The following is a 16,386-nucleotide window of genomic DNA, read 5'->3' on the forward strand; positions in this document are numbered from 1 at the left end:
CGATGGGGCGCGCTGTCGACGCAGCAATTGAAAGGGCCGCTGCGGAGCACGAATAAGATGCTAGCCGCGCGAACCGGCGGGAAAAACACGTTCGGAACTCGGTGCGGCCGCCCCGGCCGGGGCGGTGGTGCGTCTCGCCGGCGGGACACACCACGGCACCAACTCGCCTGACGCTACAGGGACGCCGGGGTCAGGGATTCGATGTAGGCGGAGATCGAGGCCACCGTCGGGTTGAGGAACATCTGGTCCATCGGGACCTCGACGTCCAATTCCTCGTAGAACGCACCCTGAATCTTGACCATGATCAGGGACTGGCCGCCCAGGGCGAAGAAGTCGTCGTGGTCGGATATGTCCTCGCGCTTGAATTCCCGGCACCAAATGGCCCGCACCTTGTCGGCGATCATCACAGTCCTCTCGGTTGTCATCGGAGTCCGGCGACTACGCCGCGGCGCCGACGCCGGCGAGCTGGTTGCGGCACGCGTCGGCGAGGGCCGCGCGGTCGACCTTTCCGTGCGGGCTCAGGGGGATGCGCAGGATGTTCACGAACCGGGCCGGCACCATGTTGCGCGGCAGCGTCCACAGCAGGCGGGTGCGCAGGTCGTCCTCGGAGAGGTCGCCGCCGGTGGGGACGACGAACGCGGTCAGCTCTGCGTCGCCGGCCTCGGTGTAGGTGACCACCACGGCCGCCTCGCGGACCCCGACCAGGCGGCCGAGCGCGCGCTCGATGTCGGTGGGGTCGATGCGCATGCCGCGCACCTTCACCTGCGCGTCCATGCGGCCGAGGACGACGAGTTCGCCCTCCTCGTTCACCTGGCCGCGGTCGCCCGTGCGGTACAGGCGGCGTTCTGCGCCGTCGACCACGAGCGTGGTGAACTTGGCGTTCTCGGGGCCGGAGCCGTTGAGGTAGCCCGCGCCCACGCTGGCACCGGAGATGCAGATCTCGCCCTGCTCGCCCGGGCCGACCTCGTTCAGCTCCTCGTCGAGGAGGTGGATGTCGGTGTTGTAGGCGGGCCTGCCCACCGGGGCGATGTCGTGCTCGCCCGGCCGGTAGCCGGCCAGGTCGTAGGAGGTGGCCACGTCCGTGCACTCGGCGACGCCGTACTGGTGCAGCAGGGTGCAGGTGTTGCCCTCGCGGCGCGCCCAGTTGGTGAGCCGCTCGACCTTCAGCGCCTCGCCGCCGAACAGCACGTAGTCGAGCCGCGTGAGTGCGTCTCCGCCCCGCGCGGTCTCCCAGTCGACCAGCAGGTACAGCGTGCTGGAGGCGCAGTGCACGACGCGGATGTCGTGCTCGCCGATCATCCGGTACGCCATCATGGCGTCGAAGTTGCGGGTGGCCATCAGGTGCTGGGTGGCACCACAGAACAGCGGGGTCATCAGAGCGCGCTGGGACAGGTCGAAGCCGAACGCGCTGACGACCAGGTTGTTGGACCCGCTGTGCAGGCCGTATTCGAGCTTCAGCCAGTTCATCAGGTTGAACCAGCCCTCGTGCCGCACCGCGGTGAGCTTCGGGGTGCCGGTCGAGCCGGAGGTGAACACCGCGTAGCACACGTCGTCGCCGGTGACCGGGACGCCGGGGTCGGTGTCCGGCAGGCTCGCGAGCCGCTCGGCCAGCGGCGCCAGGTCGATGACGTCGACGGACGCCGACTCCACGAGGGCGGCCGTGGCCGGGGAGGCGACGATGAGGGCGAGGTCGGGCACCTGGCCCAGCAGCAGCTGGAGCCGCACCGAGGGGTAGGCCGGGTCGAAGGGCACGTAGGCCGCGCCCGCCTTGAGCGTGCCGAGGATGGCGACGAGCAGGTCGACCGAGTAGTCGAGACACACCCCGACCTTCGCGCCCCGGCCGTGCCCGCGCGCGAGGAGGTAGTGCGCGAACCGGTTGGCCCGGGCGTTCAGTTCCGCGTACGTCACCCGCTCCCCGGCGTAGAAGACGGCGACGGCGTCGGGCGTGTTGCGCGCGTGCGCCTCGACCTGGTGGTGCACGACGGGCGCCGGGGGCAGGTCAACCCGCTTTCCCTGAAGGATCATCAACTGCTCCGATGTGAGAGGTGGCCGGTCGGACGGGCCGTCGGCACACCGCCTCGAGAAGGGAGTCCGGCCGGCACGGCGTTCGGGCGGTGCGCTGTTAGGCGGTCCGCTGATCGGGGGTTCGCTGGTCGGCGGCTTCGAGCATCTGGGCCACCCACTTGTCGACGGGCAGACCGTGTGCCGCGGCGGCCTTCGAGTAGTACTCAAGTTGGCCCGCGGACAGTTCGATGGTGAGGCGGGCGACCTTCTGCTGGCGCCGCTCGGCGGCGGCCGACTTGGCCAGCTGGGGCACGCCCGGCTGCTCGGCATCGCTGTCCGGGGAGGTGTCGGCGGTGTCGCTCTGCACGGCCAGGCTGGCGCGGACGGCCCTGCGGAGTTCGTTGCGCGACCACTTCTGCTGTTCGGCCTTGCGCAGCCAGTAGTCCTGTTCCGGCGGGGAGAGCCGGGTGACCTCGGCGTGGTGGGCGAAGCTGAGGTTGTCGCGGCGGCGGTGGTGCTCGAACCGCCGGGCCACCCACGCGTAGTTGCGCAGGGTCTGGTAGTCGAGGCCGGTGCGCTCGATGGCCTCCTTGTAGCGCCGCCATCCATAGGTGGCCTCGCCGTAGATGAGCCAGTCGGCGAGCCACCACGCGGAGGAGTTCACGAGCTCGCGCAGGTTGGTGCCGATCTGCTCCCAGGAGCGCTCCGGCAGGTTCTGCGGCAGGAGCATGCCCGACTTCTGGACCTTGGCCGGCGACCCGACGAAGGACAGGACCGCCTCGCCCTGCGCCGCCTCGCCGGTGGAGCCCGCCGGACCCGCCTTGTGTCTGCTCGCGGTCCTCACAGCGCCGCTCACCATCTTCATCTCCCCCAACTCAGTGTGTTTTCCTGGGCGCGGACCGATCACTGGACCGAGCGTCCGGGCGGCGGTCACTGGCGTGCCACGTGCGCCGGTTCCGCTCGATTACGCCGCGAGCACCGGCGATACACAGGTGTGCGGGCCCGCGAGATCACGGGCCGGACGCCTCATCCGGGGTGCCCGACCGGGCAGCTCGCACCGGCCGGGCCCGCAGGGGCGTCGGGTTCCGCCGCGTGGAACGGGCGGGTGTGCGGGGGACGTTCAGTCCGCCGCCATGGCCTCGCGCAGCGTCTTGGGGCGCAGGTCCGTCCAGTTCTGCTCGACGTACTCCAGGCACTCGGCCTTGGCCGCCTCACCGAAGACGACCCGCCAGCCCGCGGGCACCTCGCTGAACGCCGGCCACAGGGAGTGCTGCTCCTCGTCGTTGACCACGACGAAGAAGCGGCCGTCCTCGTCATCGAAGGGGTTCGTGCTCAACTGGCACCGTCCTTAACCGTCATGGGGTGACACGGGAATCGGAAATCGTCAGGCCGGGTGCGGCGCCGGGCGCGGGTGCGCCCATCGGCGTCGTCCTTGCGACCACCGTCCGGGCGCCCCGTCGAGGGGCCCCCGGCGCCGGTAGCGACCCCGGCGTTGCCACGTCACCGTAGGGACGGGAGCGCCGGACCAACAAGGCGGATAGTGCGGAGTTCGAGCGGTTCTGTATCGGGTGCCCCGGCGCCGCCCCGTGGCCCGTCGAAGAGCCCGGCCCACGGGCGGGCGGGACCGGGGGCGCGGTTCAGTCGATGCCTTTGACGATGTGCGGCTCGGCGGCCACGGACGCCTCGTCGTCGGCCCCGGCCAGTCGCAGCGGCGGCGCGTCGGCCCCTGCGGTGAGTCCCGTGCAACTGGCCTGGCGCAGTACCTGGTTGAGCTCGTGCGCGTACTCGTTCACCGGTTCGTCCCTTCGCCGGAATTCGCGCCCTGGGCGCAGATCTGCCGGTCGCCCGCGGCATCGCGAGGTGCTTGAGGTCCCTTCCAGTGCGACCTGACTCGGGGCCGGGGCGGCCGGTCCTTGACGTACACAAGGACGTGCACAAACAAGATCGGCTGCCTGGCGTTCCTCGGATGAGAACGCACGGCAGCCGATCGGCCCGTCCGCGGTCCGCTCCGGTTCGAGCGGGGTGCGGGACCCCGCCTTCTGGGCGGGGTCGCGGTCGTCGTACGGGCTGGGGCCGCCCGGGTTGCCGGTGGCCGACTCACCCTCCACGCTATACACGGCCCGTTCGAGGCGCGGTCGAGCGGCGCTGAAGGGGCAGGTGGCGGCGGGCAGGGGCGAAAGCCGTGGCCGGGGCGGCGCAAGGGCCTCGACCGGAACGGTGCCATACGGGGCGCTGCCGGAGAATCGCTCGAGAACGGCCACACCTGGGGTGGAGCTCCTCTGGTGGCGGCGTCCGCGAACCTGTGCACCGTTCTATGGTCCGAAGATGGCCGGACCGACCCGAGGAAAAGCGATGGACAGCACTCGACCTGCCGTGCGCCTGTTCGTCCTGCACCACGCGGGAGGCTCCCATGTGCTGTACCGCCACTGGCCTGCCGGGCTGCCGGACAGCTGGGACGTGCGCCTGCTCGACGCCGCGGGCGTCGGGGACCACTCGGCGTCACCCCGGATGGCGGGGTGGCGGGAGCACACCGAGCACTTCCTGGGCCCGCGGGCCTTCGACGACAACCACTTCTCCTTCCAGAGCAATCCCGGCCCGCTGCTGCGGCAGATCGAGCGGGACGCGACCGCGGCGCTGGACGCGGCGGGCTTGGCACGGTCCTCCTGAACCTTCGGTTACCGCCGCCCGGCGGCCCGGCGCCCGCGAGCGGCGGCCCGCGGGCATGTGAGGGGATGACATGCGGTTCTGCGTTCTCGGTCTCGTGGAAGTGCAGGACGAGCGCCGCGGCCTGCGGATCCTTCCCCTGGGCGCCAAGCAGCGCGCGTTGCTGGGGGCGCTGGTGGTGGAGGCCGGGCACGACGTGTCGGCGCGACGGCTCATCGACGAGCTGTGGGGCGGGCGCCCGCCCGCCAACGCGGCGAACGCGTTGCAGCTCCAGGTGGCCCGGCTGCGAAGGCTGCTGTCCGGCCCGGACACCGGGCGCCCTGCGACGCCGCCGTGGATCGTGACCACCCCGCACGGCTACACGCTGCGGCCCGGTCCCGCCGAGACGGACGCGGCGCGCTTTCGGCGCCTGACCGACCAGGGCCGCAGGGCACTGCTCCACGACCCGGGGCAGGCCGGTGAACTCCTGGACCGGGCCCTGTCGCTGTGGCGCGGACCGGCCCTGCAGGGGAGCGTGCTCGGCGACATCTGCGCCCAGGAGGCAGCCCGGCTCGACGAACTGCGCCTGGTGGCCCAGGAGTTGAGGTACGACGCCCATCTGCGCACCGGCCGGCACGCCGAGATCACCGGTGAGCTGACGGAGCTCACCCACCAACACCCCACCCGGGAGCGGTTCTACGACCTGCTGATGGTCGCCTCCTACCGCTGCGGCCGACAGGCGGAGGCGCTCGCGGTGTACGAGCGCGCCCGCACCCGTCTGAGGCGCGAGCTCGGCGTGGAGCCGGGCCCCGCGCTGCGCGACCTGATGGCGCGGATCCTGCGTCACGACCCGGCCCTCGCAGCGACCGCGTCTCCCCACCCGGCCGACACGCCCTCGTCCCGCAGGACGCCCGAGGCGTCCGCGACGACGTCGCTCCCCCTCGGCGAGGAGATGGCCCGGCTGCACCGCCGCATCGAGCTCCTCCAGCGGGAGCAGGACCAACTCATGCGCTGCTTTAGGGAGTTGAAGGAGCGGCCCGCTCCGGCGTGACGGTGCGCCCCGGCCTCGCGGAGCGCGGGTGTGGACCGCCGGTGGCCCATCGTGCGCCCACCTGCCCTCTTGCCGGGTGCGCGGCGCCGGTGTGTTCCCGGGTGCGCGGCCCGGCCGCTCTCGCGTCGTGCGTGGGGTTGCCGCACAAGCTACCCGCACACCACACCGGTGACCTACTGTTCCGCGGACGGACCGCACGAGTACGGATTCAGCCAAGTACGGACGAACATCAGGAGCGGGGACATAATGAGACGGAAGAGACCGCAGGCGTGCGTGGTCGGGCTGGCGGCGGCCGTGATGACGGCGACCGCCTTCACGGCTCCGGCCCAGGCCTCGCAGGGCACGGCACCCACGACGACCGGCCACCAGGGGACCCAGCAGGCGATCGACGCCGCGATAAAGACCGGTGTCCCCGGCATCGTGGCCGAGGCACGGGACGCCGCCGGAGTCTGGAAATCGGCGTCGGGCGTGGGCGATCTGAAGACGGGCGCGCCGCGCGGCAAGAACGACCGCTTCCGCACCACCAACATCACCGACACCTTCGTGGCGACGGTCCTCCTCCAGATGGAGGCGGAGAAGAAGCTCAGCCTCGACGACACCGTCGAGCACCTGCTGCCGGGTCTGGTGACGGGCAACGGCAACGACGGCGCCCGGATCACCGTGCGCCAGCTCCTCAACCACACCAGCGGTCTCTTCGACTTCCTCGCCGACACGCAGTACGCGGCGACGTACTCGGACGGCGACGGCTTCCTGCGGCACCGGTACGACACGGTGACCCCCGAGCAGCGGGTGAAGGTGGCCCTCGCGCACGCCCCGCTGTTCCAGCCGGGCGCCCAGCACGGGTTCTCCAACACCAATGACGTCCTGGCCGCGATGATCGTGGAGAAGGTCGGCGGCCGGTCGTACGAGGACGAGGTGCGCCGGCGCATCATCGAGCCTCTTGGGCTGAAGGCGACGTCCAACCAGGGCGCCGGCAGCCGCCTGCCCCAGCCGAGCGGCCGCGGCTACGCCAAGCTCTTCGCCGCACAGCCGGACCGCATCGACGACGTGACCGAGGTGAACGGCTCGCAGAGCTGGGGCAACGGCGACATCATCTCCAGCGCGGACGACCTGAACCGGTTCTACGCGGCCCTGATGCGCGGGAAGCTGCTGCCGCCTCAGCAGCTCAAGGAGATGAAGACGACCGTCGACGACCCGTCCTTCCCGGGCGCCACCTACGGGCTCAACATCGGCAAGCTCACGCTGAGTTGCGGAACCACCCTGTGGTACCGCGACGGCGGCACGGTGGGGTGGATCTCCCTGGCCGCGTTCACCGAGGACGCCAGTCACCAGTTCGTCTTCAACTTCAACGCCAGCTGGGGCGCCGAGTCCATGCTGCCCATCCTGAACGCCGAGTTCTGCGGCACGCCTGCTGCCGCGCACTGAGGCGCATCGCGCACACACGACGCGGCCGACCCCTCCGGCGCCACCAGGACGCCGGCCCGTACCCCCTGCTGGACAATGCCGAGCCCGCGATGCGGGCTGCCCGAATCCGGGTGGTGGCGAGCCGTGGGTGTGGTGCGGGCCCGGCCTCCCGGAGAGGTGACTCGATGACTTCACACCCACTCCCATGTTTGTCATGAACAGAACACATGTGGTTGTTGGTGGGACCCGGATCGCGTTAGAACGACATGTCTGTCGACTGGGAGGGTTCATGACAGTACGAGCAGCCGTGGCGGGAGCGAGTGGATACGCGGGGGGCGAGCTCCTCCGCCTGCTTCTGACCCACCCCGAAGTGGAGATCGGCGCGCTGACCGGTCAGTCCAGCGCGGGCCGGCGTCTGGGCACGCTGCAACCCCACCTGACACCGCTGGCCGAGCGCGAGGTCCAGCCCACCACCGCCGAGGTCCTCAAGGGACACGACGTCGTGTTCCTCGCCCTGCCGCACGGCCAGTCGGCCGCCGTCGCCGAGCAGCTGGGCGAGCAGACCCTCGTCATCGACTGCGGGGCCGACTTCCGTCTCTCCGACGCGAGCGACTGGGAGAGGTTCTACGGCTCGCCGCACGCGGGCACGTGGCCCTACGGCCTGCCCGAACTCCCGGGCGCCCGCGCCGCGTTGGCGGGATCGCGCCGGATCGCGGTGCCGGGCTGCTACCCGACCGCGGTCCTGCTGGCCCTCTTCCCCGCGTACGCGGCGCGACTGGCCGAGCCCGAGGCGGTGGTCGTCGCGGCGTCCGGCACGTCCGGCGCCGGCAAGACGCCCCGGGCCGACCTGCTCGGCAGCGAGGTCATGGGGTCCATGCGGCCCTACGGGGTCGGGGGCGGCCACCGGCACACCCCCGAGATGGCGCAGCACCTCAGCGCCGTGGCGGGCCGACGCATCGCCGTCTCCTTCACCCCGACCCTGGCCCCCATGCCCCGCGGCATCCTCGCCACCTGTTCGGCCGCGGCGCGGCCCGGGGTCGGCGCCGAGGACGTGCGGGCCGCGTACGAGAAGGCGTTCGGCGACGAGCCGTTCGTGCGGCTGCTGCCCGAGGGCCAGTGGCCCAGCACCGCGGCCGTGTACGGCTCGAACGCCGCGCAGATCCAGGTCGCTTTCGACCCCGCGGTCGGCCGGATCATCGCGATCAGCGCCATCGACAACCTCACCAAGGGCACCGCGGGCGGGGCCGTCCAGAGCATGAACACCGCCCTCGGTCTGCCCGAAGGACTGGGGCTATCCACGATCGGAGTCGCACCGTGAGCGTCACCTCAGCACGAGGCTTCAAGGCGGCGGGCATCGCCGCGGGAATCAAGCAGAACGGCAGGCGGGACCTGGCGCTCGTCGTCAACGAGGGGCCGCTGCGCGCCGCCGCGGGGGTGTTCACCTCCAACCGCGTGCAGGCCGCCCCCGTCCAGTGGTCCCGCCAGGTCCTCGCGGACGGCGAACTCGGCGCGGTCGTGCTCAACTCCGGTGGCGCCAATGCCTGCACGGGGCCACAGGGCGTGCAGGACACGTACGCCACCGCCGAGCGCGCCGCCGAACTGCTCGGCCTGGCCGCGGCCGACGTGGCGGTGTGTTCCACCGGTCTCATCGGGGTGCCACTGCCCATGGACCGCGTCCTTGCGGGCGTCGAGAGCGCCGCCGCCCAGCTGTCCGGGACGGGCGGCGAGAACGCGGCGATCGCCGTCATGACCACCGACTCGGTGCACAAGACGGCCGCCGTCAGCCGCGGCGGGTGGACCGTCGGCGGCATGGCCAAGGGCGCCGGGATGCTCGCCCCCGGGCTCGCCACCATGCTCGTCGTGCTCACCACCGACGCCGTCGTCGACAGCGCGGACCTGGACCGGGCGCTGCGGGACGCCACCCGTCTCACCTTCGACCGGGTCGACTCCGACGGCTGCATGTCCACCAACGACACCGTGCTGCTCCTCGCCTCCGGCGCCTCTCAACTCGTCCCGGAATACGGGGACTTCGCCGAGGCCGTACGGACCGTGTGCGACGATCTGGCCCGCCAGCTCATCGGGGACGCCGAGGGCGCCTCCAAGGAGATCCGCATCGAGGTGACGGGAGCGGCGAGCGAGGACGATGCCGTCGAGGTCGGACGGTCCATCGCCCGGAACAACCTGCTCAAGTGCGCCATCCACGGCGAGGACCCCAACTGGGGCCGCGTCCTGTCCGCCATCGGCACCACCTCCGCCGCCTTCGAACCCGACCGGCTGAACGTCGCCATCAACGACGTGTGGGTCTGCAAGAACGGAGCGGTGGGCGAGGACCGGACGCTGGTGGACATGACCGGGCGCGCCGTCAGCATCACGGCGGACCTCAATGCGGGCCCGCACGGCGCCGTCATCTGGTCCAACGACCTCACCGCCGACTACGTCCACGAGAACAGCGAGTACGCCTCATGAGTGCTTCTCCCTCTCCTCAACTCCCCCTTCTACGATCGGGCCGCGACCGCTCCGGTGAGCGCTCGGCGCTGCCCAAGGCCCATGCCCTCGTCGAGGCGCTGCCGTGGATGGCGCGCCACCGCGGCAAGACCGTCGTCATCAAGTTCGGCGGCAACGCCATGGTCGACGACGAACTGAAGACGGCCTTCGCCCAGGACATCCTCTTCCTGCGGCACGCCGGCCTGAATCCGGTCGTGGTGCACGGCGGCGGCCCGCAGATCAGCGCACAGCTCCAACGCCTGGGCCTGGCCTCCCAGTTCGAGGCCGGACTGAGGGTCACCACCGACGAGACCATGGACGTGGTCCGCATGGTGCTGGCCGGACAGGTGCAGCGCGAACTGGTCGGACTGCTCAACGAGCACGGCCCGCACGCGGTGGGCATGACGGGCGAGGACGCCCGCCTGATGACCGCCGTCAAGCGCTACGCGGAGAGCGACGGCAAGGCCGTGGACATCGGCCGGGTCGGCGACGTCGCCCGGGTCGACGCCACGGTGGTGCAGGACCTGATCGACAACGGCCGCATCCCCGTCATCTCCTCCATCGCCCGGCCCGAGGACGCCAAGGACGCCGCCGGGGGCGGGGTGTACAACGTGAACGCCGACACCGCGGCCGCCGCCCTCGCCGCCGCGCTGGGCGCCGAGGCGCTGCTCATCCTCACCGACGTCGAGGGCCTGTACGCGAACTGGCCGCACAGCGACGAGGTGATCTCCCGCCTCAGCGCCGGCGAACTGGCCGAGCTGCTGCCGGGGCTGTCCTCCGGGATGATCCCCAAGATGGAGGGCTGCCTGCACGCCGTGAACAACGGGGTGCGCAGCGCCCGCGTCATCGACGGCCGGCTCAAGCACTCGGTCCTGCTGCAGATCTTCACCGACGAGGGCGGCACGGTGGTCGTGCCGGACGACGACGTCCGCGTCCAGGGAGCGACGGCATGAGCGTGAGCGTCTCCCTCTCCGGAGCGGGCAACGCGGCCCTGACCCGCCGCTGGCAGGACGTCATGATGGACAACTTCGGCACTCCCCCGCTGCCGCTGGTGCGGGGCCTGGGCGCCCGGGTGTGGGACGCGGAGGGCACCGAGTACCTCGACTTCGTCGGCGGCATCGCGGTCAACGCGCTCGGCCACGCGCACCCCGCCGTCGTGCGCGCCGTGTCCGAGCAGGTCGCCTCGCTCGGCCACGTCTCCAACCTGTACATCGCCGAACCGACCGTGCGGCTCGCCGAGCGCCTGCTGAAGATCGCCGGGCGCGAGGGCCGGGTGTACTTCTCCAACTCCGGGGCCGAGGCCAACGAGGCGGCCTTCAAGATGGGCCGGCTCACCGGCCGCCCGCACATGGTGGCGGCGACCGGCGGCTTCCACGGCCGCACCATGGGAGCTCTGGCCCTCACCGGCCAGCCCGCCAAGCAGCGCCCCTTCCAGCCGCTGCCGGGCGACGTCACCCACGTACCGTACGGAGACGTCGAGGCCCTGCGCGCCGCCGTCACCGAGCGCACCGCGCTGGTGATGCTGGAGCCGCTGCAGGGCGAGAACGGCGTGGTCGTGCCGCCGCCCGGCTACCTGCGGGCGGCCCGCGAGATCACCGCCGCGACCGGCACCCTCCTGGTCCTGGACGAGATCCAGACCGGCATCGGGCGCACGGGCCACTGGTTCGCGGCCCAGGCCGAAGGCGTCGAGGCGGACGTGGTCACCCTCGCCAAGGGTCTGGGCGGCGGCCTTCCCATCGGCGCGACGCTCGCCTTCGGCGCGGCCGCCGGCCTGCTCACGCCGGGCGCGCACGGCTCCACCTTCAGCGGGAACCCCGTGGTGTGCGCGAGCGCCCTCGCCGTCCTGGACACCATCGAGGGGGCGGGTCTCCTGGACCACGTGACCCGGGTGGGCGCCCGGCTGCGGCGCGGCCTGGAACGCCTTGACCACCCGCTGGTGCGTGAAGTCCGGGGCGCGGGGCTGCTGTTGGGCGTCGTGCTCGACGGGAGCTTCGCGGCGCGGGTGCAGCGGGCGGCCCAGGACCGGGGGCTGCTGGTGAACGCGGTGGCCCCGGACGTGATCCGGCTCGCCCCGCCGCTGATCGTGTCGGACGGCGAGGTGGACACCTTGCTCGACCGCTTCCCGGCGGCGCTGTCCGAGGTGCGCGAGGCGGCGCTGGCAGCGGTCTGATCCCATGACGCGAGCCCGGCCCCGCCGCCCGGGAGCGAGTTGACCGCGCCGTGGCCGGTGCTCGACAACCGGCCACGGCGCGGGAGTTCGGGTCAGGTCCGCCGGGTCTCGAGTTCGTTGGCCAGGCGCAGCCAGTGGTCGGCGCAGCGGCGCGCGGCCTGCGCGAGGATGTCCGCGCGGTGTCCGGGGACGCTCCGCGCGAGCCGGACCCACTTCGCCTCGTCGCCGATCGAGTGGACGCTGAGCATCTGCAGCAGCATCCGGCCGGCCTCGGTGCGCAATGAGGGGTCCTTGCCCATGTTCGGCAGGAGCAGCCGGATGGCGCTCGCGGGGGTCCGCGTGGACGTGCGGCCTGCGGCCGGCTGCGGGACCGCTTCGAGCGCTGCCGAACCGGCCTTCGCCTGCTGCGCCTTGGCGGGGAGCGGGTCCTGGCCCTGGCGCATGCGGTCGCGTACGTCCTTGGCGGTGGCCGTGGCGATGCCAGCCTGCTGGGCTATCGCCCGCAGTGAGGCCCCGGGGTTGGCGGCGATCACCTGGCTGGCGCGCAGCCGTCCTTCGGTGGCCTGGAGCGGCCGGACGCGACCGTCGCGGCCCACCCGGGCGTTCAACTGCTCACTCTGGCCGGTCGAACGACGCCGGATGGAGGCCACGGTGGTGGCCGCGAGCCCGGCGTTGGAGGCGATGCGCCGGTCCGACCAGTAGGGACGGGCCCGCAGGATCCGCTGGGCCGCGGCCGTGCGGTCGGCCTGCGACAGCGGGAGTCCGTGGGCGATGTTGAGCCGTACCGCCAGGGCGAAGGCCTCGACGTCCTCGCCTTCGAAGAACTCCACGTCGATGGTGGTGTCGCCGCGCAGCCGGGCGGCCTTGAGACGGTGCATCCCGTCGATGACCCGCATGGTCTCGCGGTGCACGAGGATCGGGGGGAGCGGCGCGTCGAGTTCGGCGAGCATCTGGACGCGGGCGCTGTTCTCGCCGTCGATCCTCGGGGAGTCGGCGTCCAGCAGCGAGTCCACGGCCACCGTGGCCCGCAGCCTTCCGGTCGGCTCCCCCGCGGCGAAGTCGGCGACCACGTCGACCGGGGCCGGGGTGCCGTCGGCCGCAACCAGTTGAAGACCCATCACAGGACCCTCCTCCGCGCTGTCGCACCGGCCGGGCCGGCCGCCGGTCCGCGCTCGCACGGGCCGACAGTGCTGATCAAGACGTGCATGTACACGGCTCCCCTCTACGGCCGTATCAACCCACGCCTAAAACATACCTGCTTGCTGGTTCTTTTTCGACGCCTGGGAGCGACGGTCTGCGGCGCCCCGGCCCGGACATGCCCGCAGCCGCACCCCGGGGGACGTGGGTGCGGCTGCGGGAGCTTTACGTGCTCACCAGGGAGTCACGGTGACGGGAGCCGGCTCATCAGCCCCGCGGTCTCGCGCTGGTACGTGCAGGCGCTCTGCCCGAACGCCTCGCGGACGCGGGCGCGCACCTCGCCGGGCTGCTCCTGGCTGAGCTTGAACATGCCCTCGGCCCCGGTGACCTTGAACCGGAAGGCTCCGACGCCGGGCACGATCTTGCGGAAGTAGTCGAGCGAGGCGGTCATGTCCCAGCCGTCGCCGAACTTCCCCTCGAAGGCGCGCACGGTGGACTGCACCACGGCCAGCGTCTCCTCGATGGAGTCGATCTTCTCCACCACGCCCCGGACGTGCACCGAGGTGAAGTTCCACGTCGGGGCGGCCGGTGTCACCTCGTAGACCGTGGGCGACACATAGGAGTGCGGACCGGTGAACGTCAGCAGCAGGACGCTGCCCGTCTCCAGCGCCGCCCAGTGCGGGTTCTCCCGGTTCATGTGCCCGAGCAGCGTGACGCCAGGCAGTTCGCCGGACCAGTCGTCGGCCGTCTCCGGGTCGAAGATGACCGGCAGATGCGTGGCGAAGGGGCCGTCCTCGGCACTGCCATTGGCCACCGCGAGCGCCAATGGATTACCACGGATCAGGTCCACCATCCACGAATCTTCTGGTTCGCGGTAAAAGCTGGGAACGAACATCCGGATTCACCTTCTCAGCAATTGGCCCAGGGCATGGCCATGGCTCAAGTCATGCGTTTCGAAAATCCCCGCCGACCTTACCGGCGTCCCGCCGGCGGGACAACGCCTTCGATAACCGGGCACCTTGAGAATCCCTTGAAAGGTCTTCATGCTGTCTTCAAGGTGCATTTGAGACACTCTCTGGAGAGCATCACTGCAGAACGGTCTCTCGGGCCATCGGCCGAGTTTTCCAGACGCAAGCGGGAGAGTTATTCATGGGCATAACGGGCAGGCGCCATCAGGAGATCTACGACGTGGTCGGCATCGGGTTCGGCCCGTCCAACCTGTCGCTCGCGATCGCCTTGGAGGAGCACGGGGCGAGCGCTCCGGAGCATCCAGTCAGGTCTCATTTCTTCGAACGGCAGCCCACATTCGGCTGGCACCGGAACATGCTGCTGCCGTCGACGACCATGCAGATTTCCTTCCTCAAGGACCTGGTGACCTTCAGGAATCCGCTGTCCCGGTTCAGCTTCATCTCGTATCTGCACGCCGCGAACCGGCTCGTGCAGTTCGTGAACAACCAGGACTTCTTCCCGAGCCGGCACGAATTCCACCAGTACCTGGAGTGGGCGGCCGCAGGCCTCGACGACCAGGTCACCTACGGCGCCGACGTCACCTCGATCCGGCCGGTCGCCGAGCACGGGTCCGGGGAACTCGACCTTCTTGAGGTCGAGGTACGCGAGAGCGACGGCACGATCGTCGTGGTGAGGGCCCGCAACGTGGCCATCTCGACCGGACTCGTACCGCGGCTGCCGGAGGGCATGCCGGCCGACGAACGGGTCTGGCACAGCTCGGAGTTCCTGGGCAGGTTCAACGCGCAGTCCCCGCAGGACCTCAAGAGCGTGGCGGTGGTCGGTGCCGGCCAGAGCGCGGCCGAGATCACCCGGTTCCTCTACGACTCGCTGCCGCACGCCCAGGTCTCCGCGATCATCCCGTCGTACGGCTACTCCGTCGCCGACGACACCCCCTTCGCCAACCAGGTCTTCGATCCGGGCGCGGTCGACGAGTACTTCTTCGGCACCGAGCGGGCCCAGGACGCCTTCTGGCGCTACCACCGCAACACCAACTACTCGGTGGTCGACGCCGACGTGATCCGCTCCCTGTACCAGCGCTCGTACGACGAGCAGGTGCGCGACAGCCGTCGGCTGCACTTCCGCAACCTGACCCGGGTCACCGAGGTCAAGTCCGCGGGCAGCGGCAAGCGGGTGGTCCTGCGTTCGCTGCTCGACGACCACACGGAGGAACTGGCCGTCGACGCGCTGGTCTTCGCCACCGGCTACGACGGCGTGGACCCCGCCCGTCTGCTCGGTGACTTCGACCGGTACTTCCAGCGCGACGCGGCGGGCCGGCACCGGGTGGAGCGCGACTACCGTCTCGTTCCCGCGGCGGGGCTGACCTGCGGGGTCTACCTCCAGGGCGGCACCGAGCACAGCCACGGCCTGTCGTCGGCGCTGCTGTCGAACATCGCGGTGCGCAGTGGCGAGATCGCCGACTCGATCGTGCTGGGGCGCACCGAACGGGAGCTGGGCCGTCCCGTGGAGGAAGCGACCGCGGCCGCCTGAGAAGCGGCACACCGTGGGGTGGGCCCCGATGCTGTGGCGACAGCACCGGGGCCCTCCGCGTGCTCCGGCGCGCGTTCGCGCGCCCGTCTCACGCGGTGAACGGCGTCACCGAGCGGGCCTACACCCGACGCGGTGTCACGACAGCACGAGCGTGCAGCACTTGACGCTGCCGCCCGCCTTGAGCAGCTCGCCCAGGCTCACCCCGACCGGGTTGAAGCCCCGCTCCCTGAGCTGTGCGGCGAGCCCGGTGGCCGCCTGGGGCAGCAGCACGTTGAGGCCGTCGGAGAAGGCGTTGAGGCCGAACACGGCGGCGTCCTGGTCCGAGGCGATGACCGCGTCGGGGAACAGCTCGCGCAGCACGGCCTGGCTGCCGGGGCTGAAGGCCGCCGGGTAGTACATGACCTCGTCGGGCGAGAGCACCGCGAGCGCGGTGTCCAGGTGGTAGTAGTTCGGGTCGACCAGGCTCAGGCCGGTGACGGGCAGGCCGAAGAACTCCTGGGCCTCGGCGTGCGAGCGGGCGTCGGTGCGAAATCCGGTGCCGGCCAGCAGGCGGCGGCCCACCCGCAGGTAGTCGCCCTCGCCCTCGTTGATGTGCTCCGGCCACAGCAGGTCGTGGAAGCCGTTGCGGGCGAACCAGTCGAGGTAGGCGGGCCCTTCCGCGGTCCGCTCGCGGTGACGGAACCGGGCGCCGAGCACCTTGCCGCCGACCACGGTGGCGCCGTTGGCGGCGAACACCATGTCGGGCAGCCCCTCGATCGGCTCGACCACTTCGACGGTGTGCCCCAGCGAGAGGTACAGCTCGCGCAGCTGCTCCCACTGGAGGAGCGCCGCCTCGGCATCCGTCGGCTTCTCCGGGTTCATCCACGGGTTGATGCTGTACGTGACGTCGAAGTACTGCGGGCGGCACATGAGCAGACGGTGCGCGACCGCCGTGCGCTCCGCCCGGGGGGTGGCTGCGTCGAGTGCGGTTCCGTTCGCCATGGCGGTTCCTCCTTGG

16 protein-coding genes are annotated in these 16,386 nt (G+C 71.2%); 8 read left to right on the top strand and 8 right to left on the bottom strand.

The window, feature by feature from the left end:
* Positions 1–173 precede the first annotated feature (173 nt).
* The 5 genes from AC07F3_RS31775 to AC07F3_RS31795 all read right to left on the bottom strand — a co-directional run bounded on the left by AC07F3_RS31775 (position 174) and on the right by AC07F3_RS31795 (position 3,797).
* Positions 174–404: an acyl carrier protein gene (locus AC07F3_RS31775; RefSeq protein ID WP_479117872.1), complete on the bottom strand. Its 231-nt coding sequence runs from the start codon at positions 402–404 to the stop codon at positions 174–176.
* Positions 405–438: 34 nt separating this feature from the next.
* Entirely contained in the window at positions 439–2,025 is a 1,587-nt protein-coding gene (locus AC07F3_RS31780; protein WP_479117873.1) for an amino acid adenylation domain-containing protein, read from the bottom strand.
* A 97-nt stretch (positions 2,026–2,122) separates the two neighbouring features.
* Positions 2,123–2,863 carry an LmbU family transcriptional regulator gene (locus AC07F3_RS31785; RefSeq protein WP_479117875.1) on the bottom strand — a complete coding sequence of 247 codons (741 nt, stop codon included), beginning with the start codon at positions 2,861–2,863 and terminating at the stop codon, positions 2,123–2,125.
* A 261-nt stretch (positions 2,864–3,124) separates the two neighbouring features.
* The gene (locus tag AC07F3_RS31790; RefSeq protein ID WP_053727472.1) at positions 3,125–3,340 is read right to left on the bottom strand and encodes an MbtH family protein; all 216 of its coding nucleotides are present in this window, start codon (positions 3,338–3,340) and stop codon (positions 3,125–3,127) included.
* A gap of 301 nt (positions 3,341–3,641) precedes the next feature.
* Positions 3,642–3,797 carry a hypothetical protein gene (locus tag AC07F3_RS31795; RefSeq protein WP_479117877.1) on the bottom strand — a complete coding sequence of 52 codons (156 nt, stop codon included), beginning with the start codon at positions 3,795–3,797 and terminating at the stop codon, positions 3,642–3,644.
* A gap of 559 nt (positions 3,798–4,356) precedes the next feature.
* Between AC07F3_RS31795 and AC07F3_RS31800 the strand changes: the two genes are divergently transcribed.
* The 7 genes from AC07F3_RS31800 (at position 4,357) to AC07F3_RS31830 (ending at position 11,756) form a co-directional block, all read left to right on the top strand.
* Positions 4,357–4,671, top strand: a complete 315-nt coding sequence (locus AC07F3_RS31800; RefSeq protein ID WP_479117879.1) for a hypothetical protein — start codon at positions 4,357–4,359, stop codon at positions 4,669–4,671.
* 70 nt (positions 4,672–4,741) lie between these two features.
* Positions 4,742–5,698: an AfsR/SARP family transcriptional regulator gene (locus AC07F3_RS31805; protein WP_479117881.1), complete on the top strand. Its 957-nt coding sequence runs from the start codon at positions 4,742–4,744 to the stop codon at positions 5,696–5,698.
* A 246-nt stretch (positions 5,699–5,944) separates the two neighbouring features.
* Positions 5,945–7,123 carry a serine hydrolase domain-containing protein gene (locus tag AC07F3_RS31810; RefSeq protein WP_479117883.1) on the top strand — a complete coding sequence of 393 codons (1,179 nt, stop codon included), beginning with the start codon at positions 5,945–5,947 and terminating at the stop codon, positions 7,121–7,123.
* A gap of 268 nt (positions 7,124–7,391) precedes the next feature.
* Complete coding sequence (gene argC / locus AC07F3_RS31815) at positions 7,392–8,420, top strand: N-acetyl-gamma-glutamyl-phosphate reductase (protein WP_479117885.1); 1,029 nt, start codon at positions 7,392–7,394, stop codon at positions 8,418–8,420.
* Positions 8,417–9,568, top strand: coding sequence for a bifunctional glutamate N-acetyltransferase/amino-acid acetyltransferase ArgJ (gene argJ / locus AC07F3_RS31820; protein ID WP_479117887.1), 1,152 nt, complete (start codon positions 8,417–8,419; stop codon positions 9,566–9,568). Before argC ends, argJ begins: the two co-directional genes overlap by 4 nt.
* A complete protein-coding gene (gene argB, locus AC07F3_RS31825) occupies positions 9,565–10,539 on the top strand; it encodes an acetylglutamate kinase (RefSeq protein WP_479117889.1) in 975 nt (324 codons plus the stop codon). Before argJ ends, argB begins: the two co-directional genes overlap by 4 nt.
* Positions 10,536–11,756, top strand: a complete 1,221-nt coding sequence (locus AC07F3_RS31830) for an acetylornithine transaminase (protein ID WP_479117890.1) — start codon at positions 10,536–10,538, stop codon at positions 11,754–11,756. Before argB ends, AC07F3_RS31830 begins: the two co-directional genes overlap by 4 nt.
* Before the next feature lie 92 nt (positions 11,757–11,848).
* Here the strand turns inward: AC07F3_RS31830 and AC07F3_RS31835 are convergent, their stop codons facing one another.
* Together AC07F3_RS31835 and AC07F3_RS31840 are read right to left on the bottom strand one after the other, a co-directional pair.
* The gene (locus AC07F3_RS31835; protein WP_479117892.1) at positions 11,849–12,874 is read right to left on the bottom strand and encodes a ParB/RepB/Spo0J family partition protein; all 1,026 of its coding nucleotides are present in this window, start codon (positions 12,872–12,874) and stop codon (positions 11,849–11,851) included.
* A gap of 263 nt (positions 12,875–13,137) precedes the next feature.
* The gene (locus AC07F3_RS31840) at positions 13,138–13,788 is read right to left on the bottom strand and encodes an FMN-binding negative transcriptional regulator (protein ID WP_479117893.1); all 651 of its coding nucleotides are present in this window, start codon (positions 13,786–13,788) and stop codon (positions 13,138–13,140) included.
* 254 nt (positions 13,789–14,042) lie between these two features.
* Here AC07F3_RS31840 and AC07F3_RS31845 point away from each other — a divergent pair, with 254 nt between their 5' ends.
* The gene (locus AC07F3_RS31845; RefSeq protein WP_479117895.1) at positions 14,043–15,389 is read left to right on the top strand and encodes a lysine N(6)-hydroxylase/L-ornithine N(5)-oxygenase family protein; all 1,347 of its coding nucleotides are present in this window, start codon (positions 14,043–14,045) and stop codon (positions 15,387–15,389) included.
* 135 nt (positions 15,390–15,524) lie between these two features.
* Here AC07F3_RS31845 and ddaH read toward each other — a convergent pair whose 3' ends face one another.
* Entirely contained in the window at positions 15,525–16,370 is an 846-nt protein-coding gene (ddaH, locus tag AC07F3_RS31850) for a dimethylargininase (protein ID WP_479117897.1), read from the bottom strand.
* Positions 16,371–16,386: the final 16 nt, after the last annotated feature.

This window comes from Streptomyces sp. NPDC045846 (assembly GCF_056431605.1).

What these genes read in the sequence shown, in the direction of transcription:
- argB (WP_479117889.1), top strand. Translation starts at nt 9,565, where the DNA reads ATGAGTGCTTCTCCCTCTCCTCAACTCCCCCTTCTACGATCGGGCCGC.
- AC07F3_RS31835 (WP_479117892.1), bottom strand. Translation starts at nt 12,874, where the DNA reads ATGGGTCTTCAACTGGTTGCGGCCGACGGCACCCCGGCCCCGGTCGAC.
- AC07F3_RS31800 (WP_479117879.1), top strand. Translation starts at nt 4,357, where the DNA reads ATGGACAGCACTCGACCTGCCGTGCGCCTGTTCGTCCTGCACCACGCG.
- AC07F3_RS31785 (WP_479117875.1), bottom strand. Translation starts at nt 2,863, where the DNA reads ATGGTGAGCGGCGCTGTGAGGACCGCGAGCAGACACAAGGCGGGTCCG.
- AC07F3_RS31830 (WP_479117890.1), top strand. Translation starts at nt 10,536, where the DNA reads ATGAGCGTGAGCGTCTCCCTCTCCGGAGCGGGCAACGCGGCCCTGACC.
- ddaH (WP_479117897.1), bottom strand. Translation starts at nt 16,370, where the DNA reads ATGGCGAACGGAACCGCACTCGACGCAGCCACCCCCCGGGCGGAGCGC.
- argC (WP_479117885.1), top strand. Translation starts at nt 7,392, where the DNA reads ATGACAGTACGAGCAGCCGTGGCGGGAGCGAGTGGATACGCGGGGGGC.
- AC07F3_RS31780 (WP_479117873.1), bottom strand. Translation starts at nt 2,025, where the DNA reads ATGATCCTTCAGGGAAAGCGGGTTGACCTGCCCCCGGCGCCCGTCGTG.
- AC07F3_RS31805 (WP_479117881.1), top strand. Translation starts at nt 4,742, where the DNA reads ATGCGGTTCTGCGTTCTCGGTCTCGTGGAAGTGCAGGACGAGCGCCGC.
- AC07F3_RS31840 (WP_479117893.1), bottom strand. Translation starts at nt 13,788, where the DNA reads ATGTTCGTTCCCAGCTTTTACCGCGAACCAGAAGATTCGTGGATGGTG.
- AC07F3_RS31775 (WP_479117872.1), bottom strand. Translation starts at nt 404, where the DNA reads ATGATCGCCGACAAGGTGCGGGCCATTTGGTGCCGGGAATTCAAGCGC.
- AC07F3_RS31845 (WP_479117895.1), top strand. Translation starts at nt 14,043, where the DNA reads ATGGGCATAACGGGCAGGCGCCATCAGGAGATCTACGACGTGGTCGGC.
- AC07F3_RS31810 (WP_479117883.1), top strand. Translation starts at nt 5,945, where the DNA reads ATGAGACGGAAGAGACCGCAGGCGTGCGTGGTCGGGCTGGCGGCGGCC.